The following is a 24,459-nucleotide window of genomic DNA, read 5'->3' on the forward strand; positions in this document are numbered from 1 at the left end:
TTAAAATTCTCTCCTTTTATAATGATATTTAAACATCTTTAAAAGAATAACAAGCAAATATGCTAGTTTATTTCTTCAAATGCTTTATCTATTAATTTCCCATTCCTCTAGCTCATTTGCCGTTAATGGGATAATTATCTCTTTATTAATTATTTTATTTCTTATAGTTTCTACTCTTTGTACTATTTGATCTGATAACTCTACACTAGAACCCTCTCTAGCCTCTTGTAGTACATTTTCCTTCATAGCATATTCATGAACTCCAGGATTCCAATTTCCAGATTTCATATCTTTAATTTCTTCATACAATATGTTATTAATATCTCTTCTGGCTGTTGCCACAATATGATCACTGTCGTAAAAATTTTGATTTCCATCAACACCAAATGCATATTTATCAGCTTCATTTGCAGCTGCAAACACTCCAAGTCCTGCTGATCCTGCTAAGTGTTGTATAAAAATTGCTCCCCTACTATATAAAAGCAACGCTATCTCCTTCGCCTTTGAATGTGCTGCAAAGTCATTAACAACTGCTGATATAACCTTTGCATCAGGGTTTACATATTTAACGCCTGACTCAAATGCCACTGCTGCTTCTCTAAGTTGACTACTTTCTATTCCAAGTATGACCCCTGCCACATTTTCTTTGGAATTATTATTAACGTCACTTAGCATTGCTAGTCCAGCTATAGTGCCATTTAAGAAAACCTGCTCTGTCCATTTTTCATATATAGAAACCACGTTAGGTAACGTAGCTCTTGAATCACTTATCATAAATTTTTGCTTTGGAAAATCCTTAGATACCTTTGCTACCCCATCCACTTGTTCTGATTCAACTGCAATTATTAGAACATACTCTTCACTTTCTGCGTATTCTCTAATTACATTTTCATATTCCTTAGGGGATTTAGGTTCTGAATAGTCAAATTCTATTCCTAGTTCATCTTGTGCTCTTAGCACCCCTTCATAACACAAATCATTATATGACTTGTCTCCTAAACCGACAGAACTAAAAATAATTGCTATTTTTTCACTCTTATATCTAGATTCAGTACATCCTATTGTCATTAATAGTACTAAATTTAATAATACAAGAATTGAAATTAATTTTTTCATTATTTCCTCCTAGGATACTCCATAGGAATAGCAAATACTTTTAACTTGTTCTTTGCTACACCTATAGTATATTAAATATTAAGCTTATTTTAAATGAAGCCCGTTGATAACCTTTACAACAATTTTGATTTTCTATTGTAAAATATTGATATTTTATTATTATATTGATATTTAAAAACTATATTGATATAAATATAGTTAATATCTATCATCTTCCGGAGATACATTATGGCATTTCTTATAACTTTTTGAAAAATACCCCGTATTAGCATAACCTACTTCATTAGCAATTTCACCTATTTTTTTATCAGTATTCTTTAGAAGATACTCAGCTTTTTTCATTCTATAATTTGTAAGATATGTACTGAAATTTTCCCCTACTTCTTCTTTAAATAATCTAGAAAAATACTCATGTGATAGAAATACATGTTTGGATATATCTCCTAATGAAATATGATCCTTATAATTATCATCTATATAATCCATAGATCTTTTAATTGCCTTTGAATATTGCTTTCCTTTATTTTCTATTCTTTCCTCAGAATTATTTTCATCTAAAACCTCTCTAGTTATACCCTCTATACTATCTGCTACTTTTCTTAATAATTCATTTATATCCTTAGGCCTTATATCAGATTTTATCAAATACTCATAAACGCCATAGCTAATAGCTCTTTTTGCATATGAAAATTTTTCAAAATTAGTTAACAATATAACTACTACATCCTTCATTACCTTTTTTATTTCTCTAGTAAACTCCAATCCATCCATTATAGGCATTCCTATATCTGTGAAGATTACATCTGGTTTTAACTTCACAGCAAGCTCATAACCCTCTTTTCCATTTGATGCACTTGCTACTACATTAAAATCTTTAGATAAGTTTGAAATAGTGTATACAATCCATTCCCTTATTGGGGCTTCATCCTCAATTACTAATATGTTCAACATCATAAATCCTCCTTAGCTTGGCAATATAAAAATTACCTTCGTCCCTTTTCCTTCAATACTATTTATATTTAACCCATACTGTGATCCATAATTTAGACCTATTCTCTCATGAACATTAATAACCCCTACCCTATTTACTGATCCTTCCCTTTTAAGTACACCTTCTATTTTGACCTCTGACATACCTATACCATTATCCTTTACAACAATTCTTATACCATCTTTATTTCTATAACCAACAATACTTATAATTCCCTTGTTATTTTCCTTCTCCATACTATATAAAATTGCATTTTCTACAATAGGTTGCAATATAAATGAGGGTACCTTATAATCATTTATTTTCTCCTCAATATCACAACTAAAGGTGAATGCCCCTGGATATCGCATCTTTTGTAATTCAACGTAATTTTTAATATTATCTATTTCCTCTTTTAAAGTTATGCACTCACTTGCCTTAGGTAAAAGAGCCCTAAGTAGCCTTGTGAATCTATAAACCATTTCTTCAGCTTCCTCATTCTTGTTCATAGAAATTAAAAATCTTATACCGCTTAAAGTATTATATAGAAAATGTGGATTTATTTGAGCTTGCAAGAAACTAAGCTCTGCCATTCTCTTTTCCTGCTCTTCTCTTTTAATTTCATCTATATAATAATCCAACTTCTTTACCATACTATTAAAGGCATCCTCAAGCTGAACTATCTCATCACCACAGCATTCTGACTCAGCCTCTATCTTTAGGTTACCAGCTTTAACTTCCTTCATTCTATTTTTTATATTAAGAATTGGCCTTGTTATCCAAAGCGAAAGTTTATAACTGACTCCAATAGATATTATAATTAATATTAATAATACTATTAGTAATCTTCTAGTTATTTGTATAGCTGGTTCCCGTAGAACCTTTAGAGGTAACTCCTCTATTATGCTCCATCCATCATCATTTATATTTGATTTTATCTTCATAAATTCTATATTATCTTTTAAAATAATATTATTATCCCTATATTTATCTATAGTATCTTCATAATGCATCCCTATAGATCTTTTATCCTTGCTGGATATTATTTTTCCATTACCATCAACTATATAAATATCTCTACCATCACTTAAACTTTCAGAGTACCTGTCATATAGCATCTTTTCACTTATATCTATAATTAAAACTCCTAAAACCTCTCCAGTAATAAGATCTTTTATAGGTCTACCCATTTTAAAGATGTATTTATATGGTCCTATTCCAGCCTCATCTTTATAGGTATTAATAAGTACCGTATTATCTGTTGAATTAATTATATCTTTATACCACTGATTGTTTTCTATACCCTCAACATCATACTTTGTTTTAGAATATGTACTATATGTTAATCCATTTTTTCCAATGACATAAAGTTCAGGTTTCATATTAAACTTAGAATAACTAAAAACCTTATCTATTAATAACCCTTGCACATATGCATTCATAGATTTAATACTTTTTTTATCTTTAGGTATATTCTCCTTAGGAATAGATAATGTCTCTATTAATTTATTATTAACAACAATGTCATCCATTATTGTTTCTACATTTGATAATAAAATTAATATATTATTTCCTATCTCCCCTAATACCTGATTATTCATCCGATACATTTCCTGCTTCATTATTTTATTAGTATCCTTAATAGTCCACATTCCAACTAATATAGCAATAGATATTAGCAGTGTGAACAATATACAAAATAGCTTAAATATTATGCTGTTCCTATTTATTTTCATATTAATTATTCTCATATTTTTTTCCTTTAGAAATCTTTAAAATAATAATAAGCCAATATGTCTCTTCCCTTGACTTGTTATTTCATTATACCGTAGGTTAGTAGCTATTGGGGAGTATTTAAACAATTTATTGAATTTGATATAATTTAATTCTCAAAAGGGGATGTTGCTTAAAATGATTTTAAAAATCATTTTGCAACATCCCCTCTTTGGATATTATATTTAGATATTATTTAGCAAGTAACCCTCCACCTTTTTTGACTTGAACTCCCTTAGATGAACTTCCAATTGTTTTTTTAGCTTTGCTATTATTTTTAGAATTACTACTATTATTCTTTTTTTCTTCAATGATTTTTTTCATCATTTCCATATTTGTATTCATAACTTTTCTCCTTATCATTTAAGGCTATTTTATGTTACCTGATCCTGGACTTTGTGTTCCGTAAGTTGGTGGTCTTTTAGTGTTTTTTTGATTTGCACCTTTTACTTTTTTTTCTTCAATAACTTTTTTCATTATTTCCATGTTCTTTTTTATATCATTTTTCATATTTTTTACCTTCTTTTCTTTATTTTTTATAAATTTAAAAGACTTAATAACTAATATCCTTGAAATTATTATTCACAATGAATATTTTCAAAGCAATATTTGTTCTTTTACTAATCTATTATACCCTAAAAACGGGCTTTTGAGTGCATCCTATTAAATAATATATCTTTTTAATATAAAAAAAGCACCTGTGTTAGCAGGTGCTTGGACAAATTTTCCTTTAATATAACCTATCATAAAATTATCTATTAAATAATATATTTTTAATAATAGTTAATAGATATTATACTTTGGTTTTAGAATTATTCAGCAACTTCTTCTTCACTCTCAGCATTATTTTCTTCAACTAATCTTGTTATAGTTGCGTAAATTTCATCTTCATTATCACTAATTTTTATTTCCTTATCTAAATTAAAGTTCTTTATTGTAATTGTATCTCCAAGTTCTTTTTCTGATACATCAATAACTACTACATCAGGCATTAAAGCCATTTTCCCAAAAACATCTATCTCAGTTTTTTGAATATTTAATTTAAGTAAGTTTGCAACTAGATTTTTTTCACCCTTAAACTCAATAGGTAGTTGTAACTTTATTTCGTGATTTTTTGAAACAAGTTGTACATCTATATGTGTGATTTTTGCTGTTACAGGATGTCTTTGAATTTCTTTTATAAATCCAAATTTCTTACCTTCTCCATATTTAACCCATACTTTTGCATTAGAACCATGTTTTGAAAGAATCTTTCTTAAAGATGATTCTTCAAACTTTACAGAAGTTGCTTCCTTAACATTATCTCCATAAATTACTCCTGCAATAAAACCATTTTCTTTAAATCTTTTAGATTTTGTTGTTCTTTCAAATGCATTTAAAATATTTTTTTCCATAATAATTCACTCCTCTTGGCTTATAACGCCATTTCATTTATTATATCATAGTAGTATCCGAAATATGATTATACTGTTCATAAGGCTTACTATGTATAGTAAAGTGTTTATAAATGAAACCTAAGCTATGTATTTAAATCCTATAGTATATATTAAGACTAATACAGGTATTTTAGAAGAATTTGGAGAAATAATTATGGTAAAACAACAAATACAACGTACTTATAATTAATATTATTGTAAGTACGTTGTATTTTTATATTAATATTACCTTAAAATTCACATTATTTACTGCAAACCCACCAGTTGCTACAATAAATTAAATTTTAAATTTATTTACTATATCCATTAATTCAACAGTCATATTATTTAATAACTGTGCTGATGCTGCTATTTCTTGGGTAGAAGCGTTCATCTCTTCTGATGATGCCGCTATCTCTTCTGAAGAAGCTGCTGTTTCTTCTGATACCGCTGAAATACCCTCTACTGTATCTAGTATTTTAGTCTTATCCTTTTCAAGTATAGCTGTAGATTTATTAATATCATCAATCATAGGAACTACTTTATTTATTTCAACTATAATCTTTTTAAATACTCCTATAGTTGAATTTATAACATCTATTTGATTTTCTATTTCTTTATTCATAGTTCCTGTACTTGTTACTATGTTACCCGTATCATTTGATATTTCCGAAACAATTCCACTTATTGTTTCTGAAGAAACCTTTGATTGTTCTGCAAGCTTTCTTATTTCATCAGCTACAATAGCAAATCCTCTACCTGCATCACCAGCTCTTGCAGCCTCTATAGCTGCATTTAAAGCTAAAAGATTTGTTTGTTCTGCTATACTATTAATCATATTTGTAATTTCATTTATCTTATTTACATTGTTACCAAGGACATCAATTTTATTACCAAATTCTCCAAAAGTGCTATTCACTTTATTTACCGAATCAACTAGAATGTCCATGCTTGAGCTACTATCTTCAGCCATAGTCCCAACATTTCTTGCATTTACATCTACTTCTTTTATATTCACTATTACTTGTCCTAATTTATCACCAAATCCACCTAATATTCCAGTAACCTCAACTAAATCCCCGGCTTGGCCACTTGCCCCAATTGCTACATCTTGAATAGCTGTAGTTACATTTTCAGCAGAAGAAGCTATTTCTTCTGATATAGCAGATAGACTTTCAGAGTGTGTATCTATATTTTCTGCACTATTCTTAACCTTCTCTATCATTTCTTTCATATTTTGTTGCAATGTACTAGCCGCTCTTGATATTTCTCCTATTTCATCCTTCATTAGAGTGTACTTATCCCTTGCTGGCACAGTAAAATCACCCTTAGCTAATAATGTTAAATATTTTGCTATAGTTTTTAAGTTATTAACTACACTAGTAGAAATTACTATAGTCAATATAAGCCCTAAACTTAGTAAAATTGTAGTCACAATTATTATAGTTTTTCTAAGACTATTAATCTCTTCCATTACCTCTTCAGTATCTGTATCCACCCCAATAGACCAGCCTGTACCTTCTACGGGTGCATAACCCACAGTTTTTTTTATTCCCTTATATGAATACTCTCCTGCTCCAACTTCTCCAGCCATCATTTTTTGTTCTACCTCTAGAAGTTCTTGTAATTCAGGATCTTTCTTTACCATTTCGATAACATTAGACTGATTTTCCACCATTTCTTTATCATAATCAGCAATAGTAGTACCATCTTTAGCAATCATGAATGCCTTTCCTGTTTTACCAAATGTAATATCATTAATAATATCACTTAATATAGAAGCATCCTTTAAAGCATATAATACTCCAATAGTTTCATTTCCATTTTTTATTGGTACTGCAAAAAAAATCTTTACTTTATCATCTAACTTACTTTTTATAGGATCTGATACATTATCTTTTCCTTCTATCGCTTTTTTAAAATGTTCTCTATCTTTAACATTTAAACTTTGTTCTTTAAATGATATAACATCACCCTTTTTATTTACAAGATTTATACTATCAAACCCATTTCTTTTTGCCTCTGAGTTTAAAATCTCAATTCCTTTATCATTAAAACTATTTATATTTTTAATATTTTCATTTTCCGCTATTGTTTTTAATATTTGAAGTTCATTATTTATTCTGCCTTCAACAACCCTTGATCCTTCAACTGCAATTTCAGGTATAGTTTTTTGAGTATTATTTTGTAGTGCAACCCTTGATGTTTTTACGGAAATAATACCCAAGCTTATGCTTATCACAAAAATCATGGCTCCAAATAATACAATTAATTTTGTTCTTATACTTTTCATATGTATTTCCCCCCTATTATATAAGTCACTTTTGAAAAAATAATAGACTAATTTGCTAGTCTATTTTAAGTCATACTGTGTGGATACAATCCACATATAGCCCACTACTACCGGATTCTATCTCCTTGACTGACACAAATTATATATTACTCCTTAATCTACCATTTTTCAGTGCTTAATTCAGTATAATTATCGTCATTTTTAATCATTACTTTAATTATTGTTAAAAATATACTTTAATCATGGCTAAAAACGCACTTAATTTTAATACATATTGTGTTTTTTGTATTATATTAAGGTATTTAGTTGTATTTTGAAAATAGCTAATAAGAATTCTTTTAGCTTGAAGTTAGTAACAAAGTTCATATAGGTCTGCTACTATCCTAAAAAACAACAAATCAATAAGACACATAGATACAATAATCTATGTGTCTTATTGATTTATTCGCAATAGTTCCATCGCTATTTTTATTTATGCATATCGAAATAAATGCCTAATCAAATATTTCTACTATTAATTCTCTTTTATTGCTTCAATTATATTATCTTTTTTAAGTCTTCTAAGCGGTATTAACGCTGATATATATCCTATTAATATAACTGATATCATTGCAATAGCTATATATTTAAATGGAGGTACAAAGCCAAAGTCAATCATACCTGACATTTTCTTATAAAATAAATAGTAAAGACCAGTTCCTACTGTTGATCCTATTACGCCTCCATAGAAACCAAATAATATACCTTCTAAAGTTATCATTTTTCTAAGTTCTCTATCTGTCATTCCTATTGCTTTTAATGCTGCTAGCTCTTTCCTTCTTAATATTATATTAGTAGCTACGGTGTTAACTATATTAATAGAACTTATTAATGCTATTACTATTATGAATCCCATTAATAATATCACCATTTGAATGTTTGAGCTCTTTAATGTATTAGCCGCTGCTAGTTGGTTTGAATATCTTATCCCGGTATTTTTCTCTTCTATTTCCTTTAACTTAGCATCCACTACACTTTCTTCATTTTCATCATTTATTATTATCCCTAAGTTATTAATAAATACTTCTTCTTTAGAATTTTCATTATTAACTAGTATTCTATCCTTAGCTTCCATTGGTGCTATAATTCTTAAATAAGTTTTACTTACTCCACCTGGGAATGGATGTACATCCACTATAGCTGCAATCTTTACCTTTACTAAATCAGAAGTTTTATAATCCTCTTTTAGCCCAACTTCTTCCACTGTTGCCTTTCCTTCTGTTACATTTTCTTCTACTTGATATTTTATTGTATAATTACTATTTATTAATATTTCATCCCCTACCTTTACATCAAGTAATGATTCGTTTATAATTCCCGCTTTAGTAAAGAACATATTATCTCTAGCAATTATTACTTCATTAGCTTTTAAGTTTGAGATACTTCCTTCTTTTACATACTTTTTACTAGCTTCCAATTTATCTTTATCAAAGAAATTTATACTTGTTTTTATTAACTTATTTGGAATCCCTTCAAGCTTTGTATCTCTAATTTCTTCAAAGCCCTTAGCCTTCTCTGATATTTTATCTTCATTTACAATTGCCACCAAATTCAACGCTTTATAATTTTTATAAATTTTTTCTACCTCTGGCATTTCGCTTACTTCTTCTATTATTTTATTATCTATGCCAATATCCATAACACCTTTTGAAGGTTGTGAAAAAATATTGAATTGAATATTATCTTCTTCTGTTGGTGGATCTGTAAACTTGTCAGCACTACCAATCAAAGCTGTGAATGTAACAAACAAAGTAACGCTTATAGCCATAGAAATTGTAGTTATATAAAATCTTTTCCTATTTCTTTTCACATTTTTAATAGCCATTACTTTGTATATTTTAAATATCTTACTTAACCATTTTCCGCCCTTTTTATTTTTTTCCTTTGTTATTAAATTAGCAGTACTTATAGCTACTAATGGTGATATTCTACCTGCTGATCTTGCTGGTAGAAATGCTGATATATATATTGATAAAAGTCCTATAACTGTACTCGCCCCTAATACTATTGGTGAAATAATTACTTTAAGATTGCTAAATTCACTACTTCCTGGCATTTTGGAAAATACAAATATAACTATATATAAAGCTAATACTCCAAAGAAAAGCCCTATTGGAATAGCTATAAGCGACATCACACTAGCTTCTCTAAGTACAAGCCTCATAACTTGTTTCTTGGTTGTCCCAATAGCTCTTAACAGCCCAAATTGTCTCATTCTTTCTGATATACTTATATTAAATGAATTATAAATTACAAACACTGTTGCAAATACAACTATTCCAATTATTAAAAATGTCATAGTAAATAACGATTTGTTAATATTATTACTGTCCGATTCTCCTGTTAATCTTAGTACATCATTATTAAGACTAACATTATCTATACCATAAGCTTCTTGAAATTCTTTTATAGCAATTTTCTTATCTACCTTTTCCTTAAACTTAACCCTTATAGTTGTATTTTCAGTAGGTTCAGTACTAAATCCAAAAGCTAATGCACTACCTCCTGCTTGTGAATACCCACTATTTTCTAAAATTCCTTTTAAAATATAATTATTACTAGCTCCATTTTCATCAGTTATTTTTATTTCTTCTCCAATATTTATAGGCTTATCTAAATATTTTAAAGCCCATTTTTCTATAGCTATTTCATTATTTTTTTCTGGCATAGTTCCCTCTATTAGCTTTGCAGGAATAAGTTTCGCACTATTTTTATCTATATTAGTTATTTTTATATATTTATCTTTTACAAAAGGACTCTCACTGACTTCCTCCATTAAACCCGCTACCTCTACTTTAGGATTATTAGAAATTTTACTAATAGGGTTTTCCTTTGCATTCTTTATACTTATATGGAAATCTCCTTTTTGATTTTTGGCTTCCTCTATCATAGTATGTTGTATAGTTACCACAAAAGTTCCTATACAACATACTAATGCTACGGAAAGGATGATTCCTATCATAGTTAAAATTGTTCTCTTTTTATTTTTCTTTAAATACCTTCCACTTAAGTTTTTATAATTATTTATCAACCCATTCCCCTCCTATCCCATATATTTATCGCTTAATATTTTACCATCAGATATAGTAATTACTCGCTCAGCTTGCTCTGCCACTTTTATATCATGTGTTATTAATATTAAAGTTTGATTATACTTTTTAGCCGTTATCTTTAAAAGTTCTACAACCGCCCTAGAATTTTTACTATCAAGATTTCCTGTAGGCTCATCTGCAAGTATTATAGATGGTTTATTTATAAGTGCTCTTGCAATAGATACCCTTTGTTGTTCTCCTCCTGATAATTCTGATGGAAGGTGATTTTTTCTATGCTCTAATCCAAGCATACTTATTATATCTGCTAAATAAGTTTTATCAACCTTTTCATTATCTAAAAGAGATGGCAGTGCTATGTTCTCTTCCACATCTAAAACAGGAATTAAATTAAAGAACTGAAATATGAAACCTATATTTCTTCTTCTAAATATACTTATCTGATTTTCATTTAACTTATAAATTCTATCTCCACCGATAGTTACACTACCTTCTGTTGGTCTATCAAGCCCACCAATTGAATGAAGCAATGTAGATTTACCTGAGCCTGAAGCTCCTACTATAGCCACAAATTCTCCCTTATTAACTGAAAAGCTTACATCATCTAAAGCACTAACTTTATTATCTCCCTTACCATATATTTTTTTCAAACCTTCTACCTTTAATATTTCCATATTTATCATCCCCTATTTAAAATTTGTTCTTATATATCAATTTCTTATTTTCTTAAAGCTTATATCGTTTCTACAATTCATATTATATAATTTATAACCGTAGTTAACCATTACTCTATCCTTACAAAAACATATGTAATCTTACAGTTTAGTCATAATAAAGATTTTAGGCATAGTTAAAAGACAGCCCACTATGCTGAGCTGTCTTTTGACCATGTCTAATTTTAACTATTCATTTAATCCTTTTACTAAAACTATACAAAATTCCGTTCCCTCGTTCATTTGGCTATTTACGTCTATGAACCCGCCATGAGCTTCTATAATAGATTTACTAAGTGCTAATCCTATCCCCACAGAATCCTTTTTTCCACCTTTATAAAATCTCTTAAAAATATTAGGCAAGTCTTTCTCACTTATGCCTACCCCATTATCTCTTATAATTATTTTTGTTGTTATTGGATTATCTTCAATCTCAATTAAAACCTGCCCTCCACTTGAATGTTCTATTGCATTTTTTATAATATTTATCAGAGCTTCACTTATCCATTCATTATCATATCTAGCTTTTATATCTATATTTAAAGGAATAAATTCTAATTTCACCATATTCCTAATTGCCATATTTTCTAAAATATTAAGACTTTCTTCTATTGTTGAATTTAAATTATTCTCCTTAATATTGAAAGTAATAGCTCTAGCATCTACTTTTGCAAGCTTTAAAAGACTTTTAATAAGCCATTCCATCCTATTAAGTTGTGTTCTACTATTTACTAGGAACTTTTCTCTATTTTCCTCAGTTATATTTTTTTTACTTAAAATATCATTAAATACTACTAGTGAAGCTAATGGAGTATTTAGTTGATGGGAAATATCTGATAATAAATTTACTAAAAACTCTTTTTCTTTATTTAAATCACCTATTTGTGTTTTAATTGTTTTTCTCATTTCCTTAGATTTATGAGCGAGTTTTGCAAAATCTCCCTCTACATGTTCATAGATTTCAACCTGATAATTTTCTTCTAAAATAGAATTTGATACCTTAGTCAAATTTCTAATTTTATCAAATATCTTTCTCCACTCTATATAATTTAAAATTAATAAACTTAAAGAAAATATTATAACTAATATTGATACAAGTTTTCTAGTTTTATAAAATGATTTATTTAATCCTTCTACAAAATCTATTTCTAAATTTTCTGAGTATCCATACTCCTTTAATATACTTTTCCCTAAATCAAGTTCTTCCTTCGTTGGATTTTTAAAACTAAGTTTTAAAAGTTCTTCTGATAATTCTGGATGACTATTAGCTATTACACCTATTAAAGCGCTCTTACTTTCAATATAATTATTTTTTACATTGTTGAAGCTAAAGCTTAACCCTATATTTATAAAAGCTAAAAGTAATATTTCTATTCCTATTAATACTAAAGCACTTTTCTTAAGTTCAGGGTTAATAAAATTCTTCATAAAAAAGCCCTCACTTCAAATATTATTTTTCTACAACCATATCCCATTTATAACCTAATCCCCTTTTAGTTATTATGTATTTTGGACTACTTCTTTCATCCTCTAACTTTTCTCTTAATCTTTTCACATAAACAGACAGGGTATTTTCATCCACATAAGCACCCTCCCCTTCAAAAATCTCATTTAATAATTTTTCCTTTGATAATACTTCCTTAGCATTATTAATAAATATTAATAATAATCTATACTCTTGAGCTGTTAAATTAATTTTCTCACCTTTTTTCATAATTTCCGCTGTTGAGGTGTTAATCTCTATATCCCCACTTTTAAACAGTTTACTTTCCACTACAGCTTTCTTACTTCTCCTAATAACAGCTTTTATCCTAGATAATAGTTCTCTAACTCTAAAAGGCTTGGTTATATAATCATCTCCACCCATATCTAGGCCTAAAACTACATTAACCTCTTCATCTAATGCAGTTAGAAATATAACAGGAACTTCACTTTTACTTTTTATATATTTACAAATCTCATATCCTGTACCATCTGGTAAATTAATATCTAATAATACCAAATCAAATATTCCATCTTCAAAAATACACTTACCTTCTTCCACTGTTCCTCCCCTTAAAACCTGGTACCCTTCCTCCATCAATGAATATTCTATTCCTAATGCTAATGATTCGTCATCTTCTATTAATAAAATTCTCCCCATATTATCCTCCTAATGAACTTTTAAATTATTATTTTAATATTTGAAACAATATCTATATTGAATTTTACCACAATAAGAACTTTTTGGTTATATATGTAACTATTTTTTGATCTATTTTTTCCATAATAAAAACAAGGCTTGTAAAAACACATTAAGTGGCGCATCCTATATATTATGATAGATACAATTTAAAAATATTTTCATTGAGGAGCGATGCATATGTTTAGTTTTATTCTTATTTTTCTTGCTAAGATAGTTGAGGTTTCTTTATCAACAGTTAGAATGGTACTAATAACTAGAGGTGAAAAACTTTATGGTGCTATTATTGGTTTTTTTGAAGTTATTATATGGCTCTATTTAATTACTACAGTACTTGTTAACATAAATGAAGAACCTTTTAAGATAATTGCTTATGCCTTAGGGTTTGCTTGTGGAAATTATATAGGTTGTATTTTAGAAGAAAAGCTGGCACTAGGATTAATCACGCTACATATAATAGTATCTGAAAAAGATGGTAAAACATTAGCCGAAATATTGAGAGCAGAAAATGTAGGCGTTACTATTGTTGATGGGGAAGGTTTAAAAGAAAGTAAAAAAATGCTTATATTACATGTTAAAAGAAAAAGAAAATCTCACATGTTACAAATAATACAAAATTCCAATATAAATTCTGTGATTTCCCTAATGGATACAAAATCCATATATGGCGGTTATGGTATTAGAAAATAAAATATCAAATAAGACACATAGATAAAATACTCTATGTGTCTCAAATAATTTTTTACTCAGTTCCACTTAATGTGTTCACTATTTTATATTAATGGCGTTGATAGAATATAACACCACTTTATCTTTTCTCATTTATTAAGCCCTTTCTATACGCTCTAAGTAATAACTTCAAATCTTTAATCTGATTTTTCAGTTCTTTTCCTACATCAGTATCTCCAACTTTTTTCCTATCTAATTTTTCTACTATTTCCATTGAGGATACTCTATCTATTTCCTTCTTAAATGTATCTTCAATTGATTTAAATGGCTGATGGGATATAAGTTGTAATCCATAGGAATTGTAAATCAATGTGTATCCAGCTAAACCTGTTTGATTTCTATAAGCCTTTGAAAAGCCGCCATCTATAACTATTAGTTTTCCGTTACACTTTATTGGATTTTCACCCAATTTACTTTTTACAGGAACATGTCCATTTATTATTCTAGATTCTGATTGATTTAAGCCAAATTCATTGAAAATCAAATTACACATTTCTTCACAATCTCTAAAATCATAATATGAATTTTTCTTCTCTACATGTGTAGCCTTATCTTTTATAAAATATCTCTCAAAGGTTGCCATATCTTCTTTACCAAAAAGAGAAGAGCACTCCCCTGTCCATAAATACCACATTATATCCATTCCATACAATTTTTCCAAACTACCTCTATTATTAAAATATCCCTCTCTTGCTAATGACTCAAACTTATCTAAAAGTTTTTTACCTTTATATTCTTTTCCATCAAGAGTTATACTTTTAAAAGTTTTATCTTTATTTAGTGGAATACATCCATGAAATAAAAGATTAGAATTATAAGCTAAATATATACTTCCCTTATTAAATATAAATGCTATATGTTTTTGCAATTTATCACTATTTATAAATAAAATTTGAAGTTTATCTATCAACTTTTTCTCTTCACTTGTAAGCTTAAATGGTTTTGTAGAATTTATAGTTGGAAACTCTTTATCGCTAAGTTCATAAGTAACACCATTTAAATCTATTGTTCCATTAGTATAATTTATCTTGTCTAAAAGTAATCTATGGTTCATCTTAAATTCTGGCCTTCGTATTATTATCTCATATTCAAGTTTAAATTGAATAATTGTTATAGCTTTATGCATTTTAGAAATAAGTTCAGTTTCATAGTTATTATTATCAATACTTTTAGGCATAAACTCACTACAACTATCATTTTTATAATATTTAAGTGCAAAATTTGCTAGAGGCAATAAGCTTATACCATATATATCTTCAATTACATCTAAATTTGAGTACCTAGCTGCTATTCTTAAAACATTTGCTATACAAGCAGTATTTCCTGAAGCAGCCCCCATCCATAGAATATCATGATTCCCCCATTGTATATCCACCGAATGATAGTCTATAAGTGTATCAACTATTATATCAGGTCTTGGTCCTCTATCATATATATCTCCAATTATATGCAACCTATCTATAACCAATCTTTGAATTAGATTTGATAAGGCTATTATAAATTCTTTTGATCTATCAATTTCTATAATAGTATTTATTATCTTATCATAATAACCATGCTTATCATTATCATCAGCATCCTCATGCAATAGTTCTTCTATAATATAACTAAAATCTTTTGGAAGTGCTTTCCTTACCTTTGATCTTGTATATTTAGATGATACTTTTCTGCATAGTTCAATTAACCTATATAGATTAATTTTATACCAAGACTTCATATCAGTCTCTTCTTTTAAAACTTTCTCCAATTTTTGCTCTGGATAATAAACTAATGTAGCTAAGCTTTTCTTCTCACAATCCATTAGTGAATTACCAAAAACCTCTTCAATTTTTACTTTAATTGCACCAGATCCATTTTTTAAAATGTGAACAAAGGGCTCATATTCACCGTGAATATCTGCTAAAAAATGTTCTGTTCCCTTAGGTAAATTTAAAATTGCTTCTAAATTAATTATTTCCGTAGCTGCTTTAGCTATAGTTGAGTATTCCTTAGATAGCAGTTTTAAGTACTTTATATCTTCATCACAATTATCCATAACAGCCTCCTTTTGTAATCAAAAATATTTATGTGCATTACTTATTTTACAGCTTTTATTTTTGTCCAATTATAGCTGCGCCCAAAGCCCCTGCATATTGTGATAGATTTGATGATTTAATTGGATGACCTAGATAATCCTCTAAATATTTTTTAAACTCACAAGATGTACTTACTCCTCCTGTAAAGAAAATGTCTTCTTCAACATTTAATTTAGAGACAAAATTAGCAGTTCGTTTAGCAATAGAATGAAGCACCCCACAGAGGATTTCCTCTCTTGACACTTCCTTTGCAATTAAACTAATAACTTCCGATTCTGCAAATACTGTACACATACTAGAAATAGGATGTCCCTTTGCATCTTTTACTAATTCATCAATATTACTTATATCAGCTTCAAGAATCCTTACAATAACCTCTAAAAATCTACCTGTACCTGCAGCACATTTATCATTCATTAAAAAATCAATTATATTTCCATCTCTATCTAATTTTATAGCCTTGCTATCCTGGCCTCCAATATCTATTACAGTTCTTACATTTTCACAAAGATATTTAGCTCCTATACCATGGCAAGTTATTTCTGTAACTTTCTTATTTGCAAAGTCTGCTAGTTCTCTACCATAACCTGTAACAACTAAAGTAGGTTTCTCTTCTACTCCCTCACATAAATTTTCATATACTCCAAGAATAGTTTCTCTAGGCTTTACAGAAGTTTTTACAATTATTTTTCTAACTATTTCCCCGTTAAATAGAATTCCTTTAGTAGTTGTGGAACCTGAATCAATCCCTATTGAATACATATTTTTTACCTACAACATTTCCACAAAAGCTGCCATTCTAGTATTCAATTGACCCACATCAGATTGTGAATAATCAGTTTCTACAGCCATGTATGGAATCTTGTGTTTACCGCTTACAAATCTCTTTATAGAAAGAGTTTCCACTGCATAAGTATGACAAGCTTGTAGCACTACATCTACAACTCCATCCACTTTATATTCCTCTATCATTTTTTCTAAAAGATCTATTCTATTTAAATTAGGACTCATACAAGAACATCCAATAGCTAAATATTTTTCTGCTAAGGCGTCATAAACATTCTTATTTTCATCTACTAATAACTCATTAGCCTTAGACACTGTACAATTCTCATAAGCTACAACATAAGCTCCATTATCCTCTATAGCCTTTACTACCTTCTCTGATGCGCCTCCTATTGGACAACCAGTTATTAATATTCTCGGCTTTGAATCCAGCCTTTTTCCTTCTTCATATTCTATTTTTACCTTTTCAGTAATATTTTCTAATTCTTTTATAGATATCTCTTTATCAAATTTAAAAGTAGCACCATACACAACCTTTAAAATATCAGTACCACTTATCGCTGGCGGATTTAACTGCCCTAATGTATAGAAATTTTTCAAAGCAACCCTTTCTCTATTTTTTAATTTTATTGCCTCTTTAATTTGCTCCTCAGTAATTTGAAGTGCAAATTTCTTCTCTATTATATTCTTTAATTTAATAACTTCATCTTTCCAAAGTTCATAACTCTTTTCACCTATTTGAGTGTTTGGCAATTGCATTACATGAACATCTTTAAAATCACCTAAGTATTCATACATTTTTTTCTTTCCATCACAGGTTGTCTCACCTACAATTAAATCTGCAAAATAGAAATATGGACACTTATCCGTTTTACCAAAACCATAGCTACTTTTAATTAATGGACAAAGATTTCTTGGTAAATCTATTTCAGCCTCACCAATAGTTTCATCTGAAGTGGAACAAAGAGAAACAACAACTGCACCTGCTGCCATAACTATTTCCTGTGGCATATATGTACAAAATGTACCAACTAAAGGTATATTATTATCCTTTAATATTTTTGCAGTAATAAATCCATTTCTTCTTGCCTCTGAAAAATTCTCAAAAATTGCTGGTAATTCTTTTTTTAAATCCATAATTTAACTCTCCCTAATAATATATAATTTCTTCAAATTTTTTATTTATAAGTTTGTAAAAACCTTTACATTAAATGATTTATACATTTTTTAAAATTAACAAATAAAGGTTATGTATATATTTTTTTTAAGATTACTTACCAAAATTATACTTCACCATTTTCATGTAGTCAATAAAATAGTTGGGTGATCCATATGGAAGTTTGACCTCTAAATCTAGGTTAATAACTTCTTTCTTATAAAATTCTACCGAAAATTTGTCATTTAACATAAAAAAAGTATTAAGTTAATTTTAGCAATTAACTTAATACTTTATCTTCTGTTACAGTTTTTTTTATTTTACTGGTATAAGTAAGTCTTTCTCTAATATATGATTAACCAACCAATCATTTAAAAAAGTTAATAGTCCCATTATAGCTTCATCTTGATTTTTATCAATTTCATTAAAATTCACTTCATCTATTTTTTTAATAAACCCTATATGATCCATTTTTTGAGTAAATAATCTTTTATAATTTATACTCTCCATATAAGCTTCTTCTTCTGCAAAGTGATGAACTGTATATTCACGCAATTCTCCAATTATAGTTACTATTTTATCAAATTTATCATTAATATACTTGTCTTTTAGTAATTGGTAAGCTCTTTCTCCTATTTCAAAAAGTTTTTCATGCTCTACATCAATCTTTTTAATACCTGTTTTATACTCTTCCTTCATCTCAAACATTTATTAATACCTCCAATAAAATTATATCTTAAAGCTCAGAACTGCTTCATTAAGTTTTTGAGCAAGTTCTGCTTGGCTTTGTGCTGTTAATGCCACTTGTTCTATGGCTTTTGTAGTTTCATCCATATTTTCTTTTATTGTTACTGCTTCTTCAGTTGATCGTTGTGCCTCTTTAGCCATATTTTGAACAGCTTCACTTACTTGTCCAACTGTAGCTGTAATCTCGTCAGTCATAGCTGCAATTTCATCCGACATTTTCCTTACAAAATCCGAATCATTATAATACTGATTTCCTGTTTCCCCATAGTCATCAAATTGTTTATCTACATCTATATTTATAAATTCTAACATCTCGCTACCTGTATCAATACTACTTTTAAATGCTTGTTGAACTTTAACAATGGTATCTTGAATATTTATTACTGCATGTGATGATTGTTCTGCAAGTTTTTTCACCTCGCCTGCTACCACTGCAAATCCTTTACCTTGATCCCCTGCTCTTGCAGCCTCTATTGCTGCATTCAATGCAAGTAAATTGGTTTGTGTTGCTATACTTCCAATTGTATCTGCCATAACTTTTATGCTATCTACTACTTTCCCATCATCAATAGCCTTTAACATTTTATTTTGTTTTTCTGAGTACACTTTTCGAGTTTCCTCCATAGCCTTTTGACTATTGTTCTTAACTTCTGTAGCTCTTTCTTTAGATTTATTTGCATTATTGCTTCCATCCATAGCTTTAGAAGAAAGTTCATTAATACTTGCATCTACTTCCTCAACAGATGCACTCATCTCCTCTGCGCTCGCACTAGATTCTTGCATACCTGAAGCTATATTATCTACTGCTTCATCTATAATTATAACTTTTGAAGATAATTCTTGAACTGTTGCTGAAAGTTCTTCTGAAGATGCACTCATATCCTGTGCGTTTTCCATAATTACTTTAACTAAGCTGCTTATATTTTCCTGTGCACTATTTAAAGCTAATGCAGTTTGTCCAAATTCATCTTTTCCTGTAATAATAATATGCTCAGAAAAATCATAAGAGGATATTCTCTCTGCTAAGTCTTTTATATTATATAATGGATCCATTATATTCTTAATTAATATGTAAGCCATAAAAATTATAAATAGAAATGCTATAGCTGTATAAATTATAATTGCATTTTTAACTATATTAAACTGAGAAATATTATTTAAATTAGCTTGTTCTGCTGTTTTTATGTTAATAGTAATTAATTCATCTAATATATATAAAGTAGAAATTCTTATCGATTCTTCCTGTGTGCTATAAATTTTAACTGCTTCCTTATTATTTCCTGCTTTCATAAGTTCAATTATATTAGTTTTTAACTCTGTATATTTTATTAATTGATTTTCAAAATTACCATATGTTTTTTCCATTTGATTTTCTACTTCAATATTTAATTCTTCTGGTAGATCATAATATTCATCTAGTGTTTTATTAATTTTATCCGTTAAGTCATTATTAAGTTTCATATAATCATCTAATTGCGCCCCCTCTTTGCCATAAACAATTGCATCCATATTAGACCTAATTTCGTTTAAATATCCTTTAACATCTCCTAATTTTTTAATAGACATTAGATAATTACCGTAGATAGCCTCCGCCCCATTATTTATCTTTGAAGAACTTATTACGCTCTCTACTCCTATTGAAACAATGAAAATACAAATTACTGAAAATACTGATATAATTTTTTTCTTTACACTTAAGTTTATAAAAAACTTCATCCTTAGCGCTTCCCTTCTCTTGTTATAATATATTTTTGAATAACCTTGCATGAGCTTTTTAATTATAATATTTTTTAATTTCTTATAATTTACATTTTAACAAAATATTATTTTTATCTCTGCCTTATACTATCGTCTTATCTAATTCTAATCTGAACTTAAATCCGCTTAATTTTTTTAATATTATTTAATAGATGTGCTAAATTAATATTTGTTGATCCTTAATTGAATATATTTTAAACGCCTTCATGATTAAACATTGGAATAAAACTTTCTGTGGCTGTTCCTTCTTCTTGTATAAAGCCTTTTTTCACCCCTAGTTCTAAAGCATAATTTATAAGAGACTCATAATGCTTCTGATTTAAAAATTTATTTATTTCTTGATATTCTTTTACATTTCCTAATGGAGTATATTGATTCATAATACTTATATATACCTTATCTCCATAAGATTTATAAATATAATCTATTATCTTCTTGGAGTCAAATAATAAACCCGGCAGCATTAAATGTCTAATTATTACCCCTTTTTTAATAATGCCCTTTTCATCAAATACAACATCACCAACTTGATTTATCATTTCATCTATAGAAGTCTTTGCAAAGGTAAAATAATCTTTAGCCTTAGAGTATTTACTTGAATATTTACTATTAAAATATTTCATATCAGGAAGATATACATCTATGTATCCCTTAAGAAGCTTTATTGTTTCAACTTTTTCGTAGCCACTACTATTATATATTATCGGTATATTCAAACCTTCTTTCTTTGCAATTTTTAGTGCTTCTATAATTTGCGGGACATAGTGAGTAGGGGTAACTAGATTTATATTTAATGCACCCTTTTCTTGTAGCTCTAAATATATTTCACCTAATCTCTCTATAGATATTTCTTTCCCAAATTGACATTGACTTATATCATAATTCTGACAAAACACACATTTTAAAGTGCAATGAGAGAAAAATATAGTCCCCGATCCCACTTCCCCAGAAATGCATGGTTCTTCCCAATTGTGAAGTGCTGCCCTCGCAACTCTAACCTTATATCCAGCTGCACAAAATCCTTTTTCCCCTTCTAATCTATTTACTCCACAATTTCTTGGACATAGCCTACAACTTTTTAATAAATCTATCATACAAATACCCCTTTAATGTTTTACTGTATTTTTTCTCTTTCATTTATTTTAGAATATCTTATCGTTTAGAATAATCATAACACAATATGAACTTTTTCTATTCATAAAAATTCATAATTATCTTTTAAACTAACTAAGGGATCCTTAATAGAAAAGTATGGTAAACTTTTTAATAATCATAGATTTATCTATAAATAAAAAATTTGCCACCAGAGTATAACACTCGGTGGCAAATAGGTTGAATCTAAATTTAAATATATCTTTTAAAATGAAGTATGATAATTTCTCTGTTAAAGTCCAAATTATTTAAATACCTTAATACGCTCTTCTAACGGTTGAAACTGTTTTTCATCAGGTTGTGCTGTTGGTTTTCCGAATGGCATTTGTGCAATAAGTTTCCAGTTAGTTGATATATTCCATTCTTTTTTTATCTCTTCTTCAATGAGTTCGTTATAATGTTGTAAAGATACCCCAAAGCCCTCAATTTCTAATGCAGTCCAAATAACATACTGGTGCATTCCACTTGATTGCTGAGACCAAATCGGGAAATTATCCTTATAAAGAGCAAATTCTTTCTGAAGAGATTCAATTACACTATTATCTTCAAAGAATAAAACTGTACCATATCCATTACGGAATGAATTTATTTTATCCTCAATAGAACCAAATTGACCATCAGGAACTATCTTCCTTAAGGCTTCTTTTGTAATATCCCATAATTTATCGTGATGTTTTTCTAATAATAAAACTACTCTTGCGCTTTGAGAATTAAATGATGATGGTGTGTTCTTTACAGCATGTTCAATAACTTCTCTAATTACCTCATCAGAAGTTACTGGTTCTTTACTAATTCCATAAAATGTTCGTCTGTCTGCTACAGCAGTATAAAAATCCTTTTTCATATTATCATTCCTTCCAATTTTATATAAAGTACTTCTTTTTATTATTTACAAATAAAAGTCAGTCTATACCTCTTAATTCATTTCTAAAATTAAATAATCAATTATATAATAGTTTATCAATATAATTTAATAGAATTTCACAAATTCAGCAGCAGGCTTTCTATAACCTCTTATTTTGCTACTACTTTTGTCCATTTTACCCATAGTAATCATGATAACTGGCACTTCATTTTCTGGAATATTTAACAATTCGCTAATTTTATCTTTGTCAAAATATATCATCGGACATGTATCCCAGTCTTTATTCTTAGCTAATAGCATGAATAGCATTGCTGATAAAGATGCATTCCTAATAGCTTCATCATGCTGAAAACTTTCTCCCCAACCTTCATAAAGATTGTTAATAGTATCAATCATAATTTGGTATTCAGTTTTATCAAGCATTCCCAACATCATTGATCCTTCATAAATTTTATCTGCTGATAAATAAGCATTCTTATCTCCTGTAACTATTATAGTTGCTGAAGCAGTTTTAATTTTATATTGTTTGAAAGAAGCCTCATAAACTTTATCTGTTAACTCTTTATCTTCTACAACATAGTATCTAGCATGTTGTAGATTAAAGGCAGACGGTGCCAATGATAATTCTCTAAATATATCATTAAAATCTTCTTTAGGTATTGCAATATTTTCAATAAATTTATTAGCTGATCTTCTTTCCTTCACAATTTTTAAAAACTCATTCATTATATAATCTCCTCTTTTAAAATATTTTTGTTTTTTATATTAAATTTCATCCTAAATATAATTAATATTCACTTTTCTTCATCTCTACAATAATAAAATGTGAAAGAATCTCTGACTTTATTTTTATATTTTCTTCAACAATTTCCATGGCATCTCTTTGATTTAGAGTAATTCCATTAATATTTGATTTTCCTTCTATTTGAATTAAATAAGCTTGCCTACCTACCTCTACTGAATAATCAATTTCATTGTTCACTTCTAATTCTAATGCAAATATATTTACGTCCTGATTCACTTTTACATTTGCCTCACCTTGATTGCTTGATATCATATGCAACCATTTATTCTTTCTTTCATCCCAGTCAAATCTATATTCCCCATAATTAGGGTTATGTCCTCTTTTATCAGGAAAGATCCATATTTGAAGAAACCTTGCTATGTTTTCGCCTAAATTATGCTCACTGTGATGAATTCCTGTACCCGCACTCATATATTGAACATGTCCACGCTTTAATTTACTTTTATTCCCCATACTATCACCATGGGTTAATTCCCCATCAACTACATAAGATATAATCTCCATATCCTGATGTGGATGGGTGTCAAATCCTGTATGGGGATTAACTAAATCATCATTTATCACCCTTAATAATCCAAATCCCATATTATTTGGATTATAATACTCGGCAAATGAAAAATGGAATTTGCTTTTTAACCAACCCAGGTCGCTTGAACCCATTTTACTATTTTCTACTTTTCTTAACATCTTAAAATCTCCTTTCGTTAAATATTTTCTTAATTATTATCTGAATTCATATAATAATTTCATTATTTTATTTGCATTTTTCATCATTATCTCCTTTAAATAATTTATTACTAATTAGTAATAAATTTTTAAAAGATAAGGTGCACTT

At 28.6% G+C, this 24,459-nt stretch carries 21 protein-coding genes; 1 reads left to right on the forward strand and 20 read right to left on the reverse strand.

All coding sequences use genetic code 11. The annotated features are described in order from the left end of the window. Nucleotides 1-84: 84 nt before the first annotated feature. The 11 genes from BLS77_RS06870 to BLS77_RS06910 form a co-directional block, all read right to left on the reverse strand. Nucleotides 85-1,116, reverse strand: coding sequence for a BMP family ABC transporter substrate-binding protein (locus BLS77_RS06870; RefSeq protein ID WP_242873950.1), 1,032 nt, complete (start codon nucleotides 1,114-1,116; stop codon nucleotides 85-87). A gap of 198 nt (nucleotides 1,117-1,314) precedes the next feature. Beyond that, on the reverse strand, nucleotides 1,315-2,067 hold the full coding sequence (locus BLS77_RS06875; RefSeq protein ID WP_089967258.1) for a response regulator transcription factor: 753 nt from the start codon (nucleotides 2,065-2,067) through the stop codon (nucleotides 1,315-1,317). A gap of 12 nt (nucleotides 2,068-2,079) precedes the next feature. After that, nucleotides 2,080-3,837 carry a sensor histidine kinase gene (locus tag BLS77_RS06880; protein ID WP_341423425.1) on the reverse strand — a complete coding sequence of 586 codons (1,758 nt, stop codon included), beginning with the start codon at nucleotides 3,835-3,837 and terminating at the stop codon, nucleotides 2,080-2,082. A 214-nt stretch (nucleotides 3,838-4,051) separates the two neighbouring features. Next, on the reverse strand, nucleotides 4,052-4,204 hold the full coding sequence (locus BLS77_RS19840) for a hypothetical protein (protein ID WP_167865991.1): 153 nt from the start codon (nucleotides 4,202-4,204) through the stop codon (nucleotides 4,052-4,054). Nucleotides 4,205-4,228: 24 nt separating this feature from the next. After that, nucleotides 4,229-4,369, reverse strand: coding sequence for a hypothetical protein (locus BLS77_RS19845; protein WP_175490802.1), 141 nt, complete (start codon nucleotides 4,367-4,369; stop codon nucleotides 4,229-4,231). Between the two features lie 302 nt (nucleotides 4,370-4,671). Next, nucleotides 4,672-5,253: a 50S ribosomal protein L25 gene (locus BLS77_RS06885; RefSeq protein WP_089967260.1), complete on the reverse strand. Its 582-nt coding sequence runs from the start codon at nucleotides 5,251-5,253 to the stop codon at nucleotides 4,672-4,674. A 319-nt stretch (nucleotides 5,254-5,572) separates the two neighbouring features. Next, entirely contained in the window at nucleotides 5,573-7,567 is a 1,995-nt protein-coding gene (locus BLS77_RS06890) for a methyl-accepting chemotaxis protein (protein WP_089967262.1), read from the reverse strand. Nucleotides 7,568-8,081: 514 nt separating this feature from the next. Further along, on the reverse strand, nucleotides 8,082-10,637 hold the full coding sequence (locus tag BLS77_RS06895) for an ABC transporter permease (RefSeq protein WP_089967264.1): 2,556 nt from the start codon (nucleotides 10,635-10,637) through the stop codon (nucleotides 8,082-8,084). Between the two features lie 12 nt (nucleotides 10,638-10,649). Beyond that, nucleotides 10,650-11,330, reverse strand: a complete 681-nt coding sequence (locus BLS77_RS06900) for an ABC transporter ATP-binding protein (RefSeq protein WP_089967266.1) — start codon at nucleotides 11,328-11,330, stop codon at nucleotides 10,650-10,652. Nucleotides 11,331-11,558: 228 nt separating this feature from the next. Beyond that, nucleotides 11,559-12,797: a sensor histidine kinase gene (locus tag BLS77_RS06905; protein ID WP_089967268.1), complete on the reverse strand. Its 1,239-nt coding sequence runs from the start codon at nucleotides 12,795-12,797 to the stop codon at nucleotides 11,559-11,561. A 22-nt stretch (nucleotides 12,798-12,819) separates the two neighbouring features. Continuing rightward, a complete protein-coding gene (locus tag BLS77_RS06910) occupies nucleotides 12,820-13,512 on the reverse strand; it encodes a response regulator transcription factor (RefSeq protein ID WP_089967269.1) in 693 nt (230 codons plus the stop codon). 219 nt (nucleotides 13,513-13,731) lie between these two features. On the opposite strand from BLS77_RS06910, the gene BLS77_RS06915 reads away from it, so the two are divergent. Next, complete coding sequence (locus BLS77_RS06915; RefSeq protein ID WP_089967271.1) at nucleotides 13,732-14,241, forward strand: DUF2179 domain-containing protein; 510 nt, start codon at nucleotides 13,732-13,734, stop codon at nucleotides 14,239-14,241. 118 nt (nucleotides 14,242-14,359) lie between these two features. Here BLS77_RS06915 and BLS77_RS06920 read toward each other — a convergent pair whose 3' ends face one another. The 9 genes from BLS77_RS06920 to BLS77_RS06960 all read right to left on the reverse strand — a co-directional run bounded on the left by BLS77_RS06920 (nucleotide 14,360) and on the right by BLS77_RS06960 (nucleotide 24,311). Continuing rightward, a complete protein-coding gene (locus BLS77_RS06920; RefSeq protein WP_089967273.1) occupies nucleotides 14,360-16,315 on the reverse strand; it encodes a fructose-1,6-bisphosphatase in 1,956 nt (651 codons plus the stop codon). A 55-nt stretch (nucleotides 16,316-16,370) separates the two neighbouring features. Further along, nucleotides 16,371-17,117, reverse strand: a complete 747-nt coding sequence (locus BLS77_RS06925; protein WP_089967275.1) for an acyl-CoA dehydratase activase — start codon at nucleotides 17,115-17,117, stop codon at nucleotides 16,371-16,373. Between the two features lie 9 nt (nucleotides 17,118-17,126). After that, nucleotides 17,127-18,278: a double-cubane-cluster-containing anaerobic reductase gene (locus tag BLS77_RS06930; RefSeq protein ID WP_089967278.1), complete on the reverse strand. Its 1,152-nt coding sequence runs from the start codon at nucleotides 18,276-18,278 to the stop codon at nucleotides 17,127-17,129. A 334-nt stretch (nucleotides 18,279-18,612) separates the two neighbouring features. After that, entirely contained in the window at nucleotides 18,613-19,005 is a 393-nt protein-coding gene (locus tag BLS77_RS06935; protein ID WP_089967283.1) for a bacteriohemerythrin, read from the reverse strand. Nucleotides 19,006-19,026: 21 nt separating this feature from the next. Beyond that, nucleotides 19,027-20,760, reverse strand: a complete 1,734-nt coding sequence (locus tag BLS77_RS06940; protein WP_089967286.1) for a methyl-accepting chemotaxis protein — start codon at nucleotides 20,758-20,760, stop codon at nucleotides 19,027-19,029. A gap of 236 nt (nucleotides 20,761-20,996) precedes the next feature. Next, nucleotides 20,997-21,893: a radical SAM protein gene (locus tag BLS77_RS06945; protein ID WP_175490810.1), complete on the reverse strand. Its 897-nt coding sequence runs from the start codon at nucleotides 21,891-21,893 to the stop codon at nucleotides 20,997-20,999. Nucleotides 21,894-22,198: 305 nt separating this feature from the next. Continuing rightward, on the reverse strand, nucleotides 22,199-22,798 hold the full coding sequence (locus BLS77_RS06950) for a nitroreductase family protein (RefSeq protein ID WP_089967292.1): 600 nt from the start codon (nucleotides 22,796-22,798) through the stop codon (nucleotides 22,199-22,201). A 126-nt stretch (nucleotides 22,799-22,924) separates the two neighbouring features. Continuing rightward, nucleotides 22,925-23,545 (reverse strand): nitroreductase family protein, encoded by a 621-nt coding sequence (locus BLS77_RS06955; protein ID WP_089967295.1) that lies wholly within the window; start codon nucleotides 23,543-23,545, stop codon nucleotides 22,925-22,927. A 61-nt stretch (nucleotides 23,546-23,606) separates the two neighbouring features. Beyond that, nucleotides 23,607-24,311, reverse strand: a complete 705-nt coding sequence (locus BLS77_RS06960; protein WP_089967298.1) for a pirin family protein — start codon at nucleotides 24,309-24,311, stop codon at nucleotides 23,607-23,609. Between the last annotated feature and the right edge of the window lie 148 nt (nucleotides 24,312-24,459).

It is taken from the genome of Clostridium gasigenes (assembly GCF_900104115.1).
GTDB lineage: Bacteria > Bacillota > Clostridia > Clostridiales > Clostridiaceae > Clostridium > Clostridium gasigenes.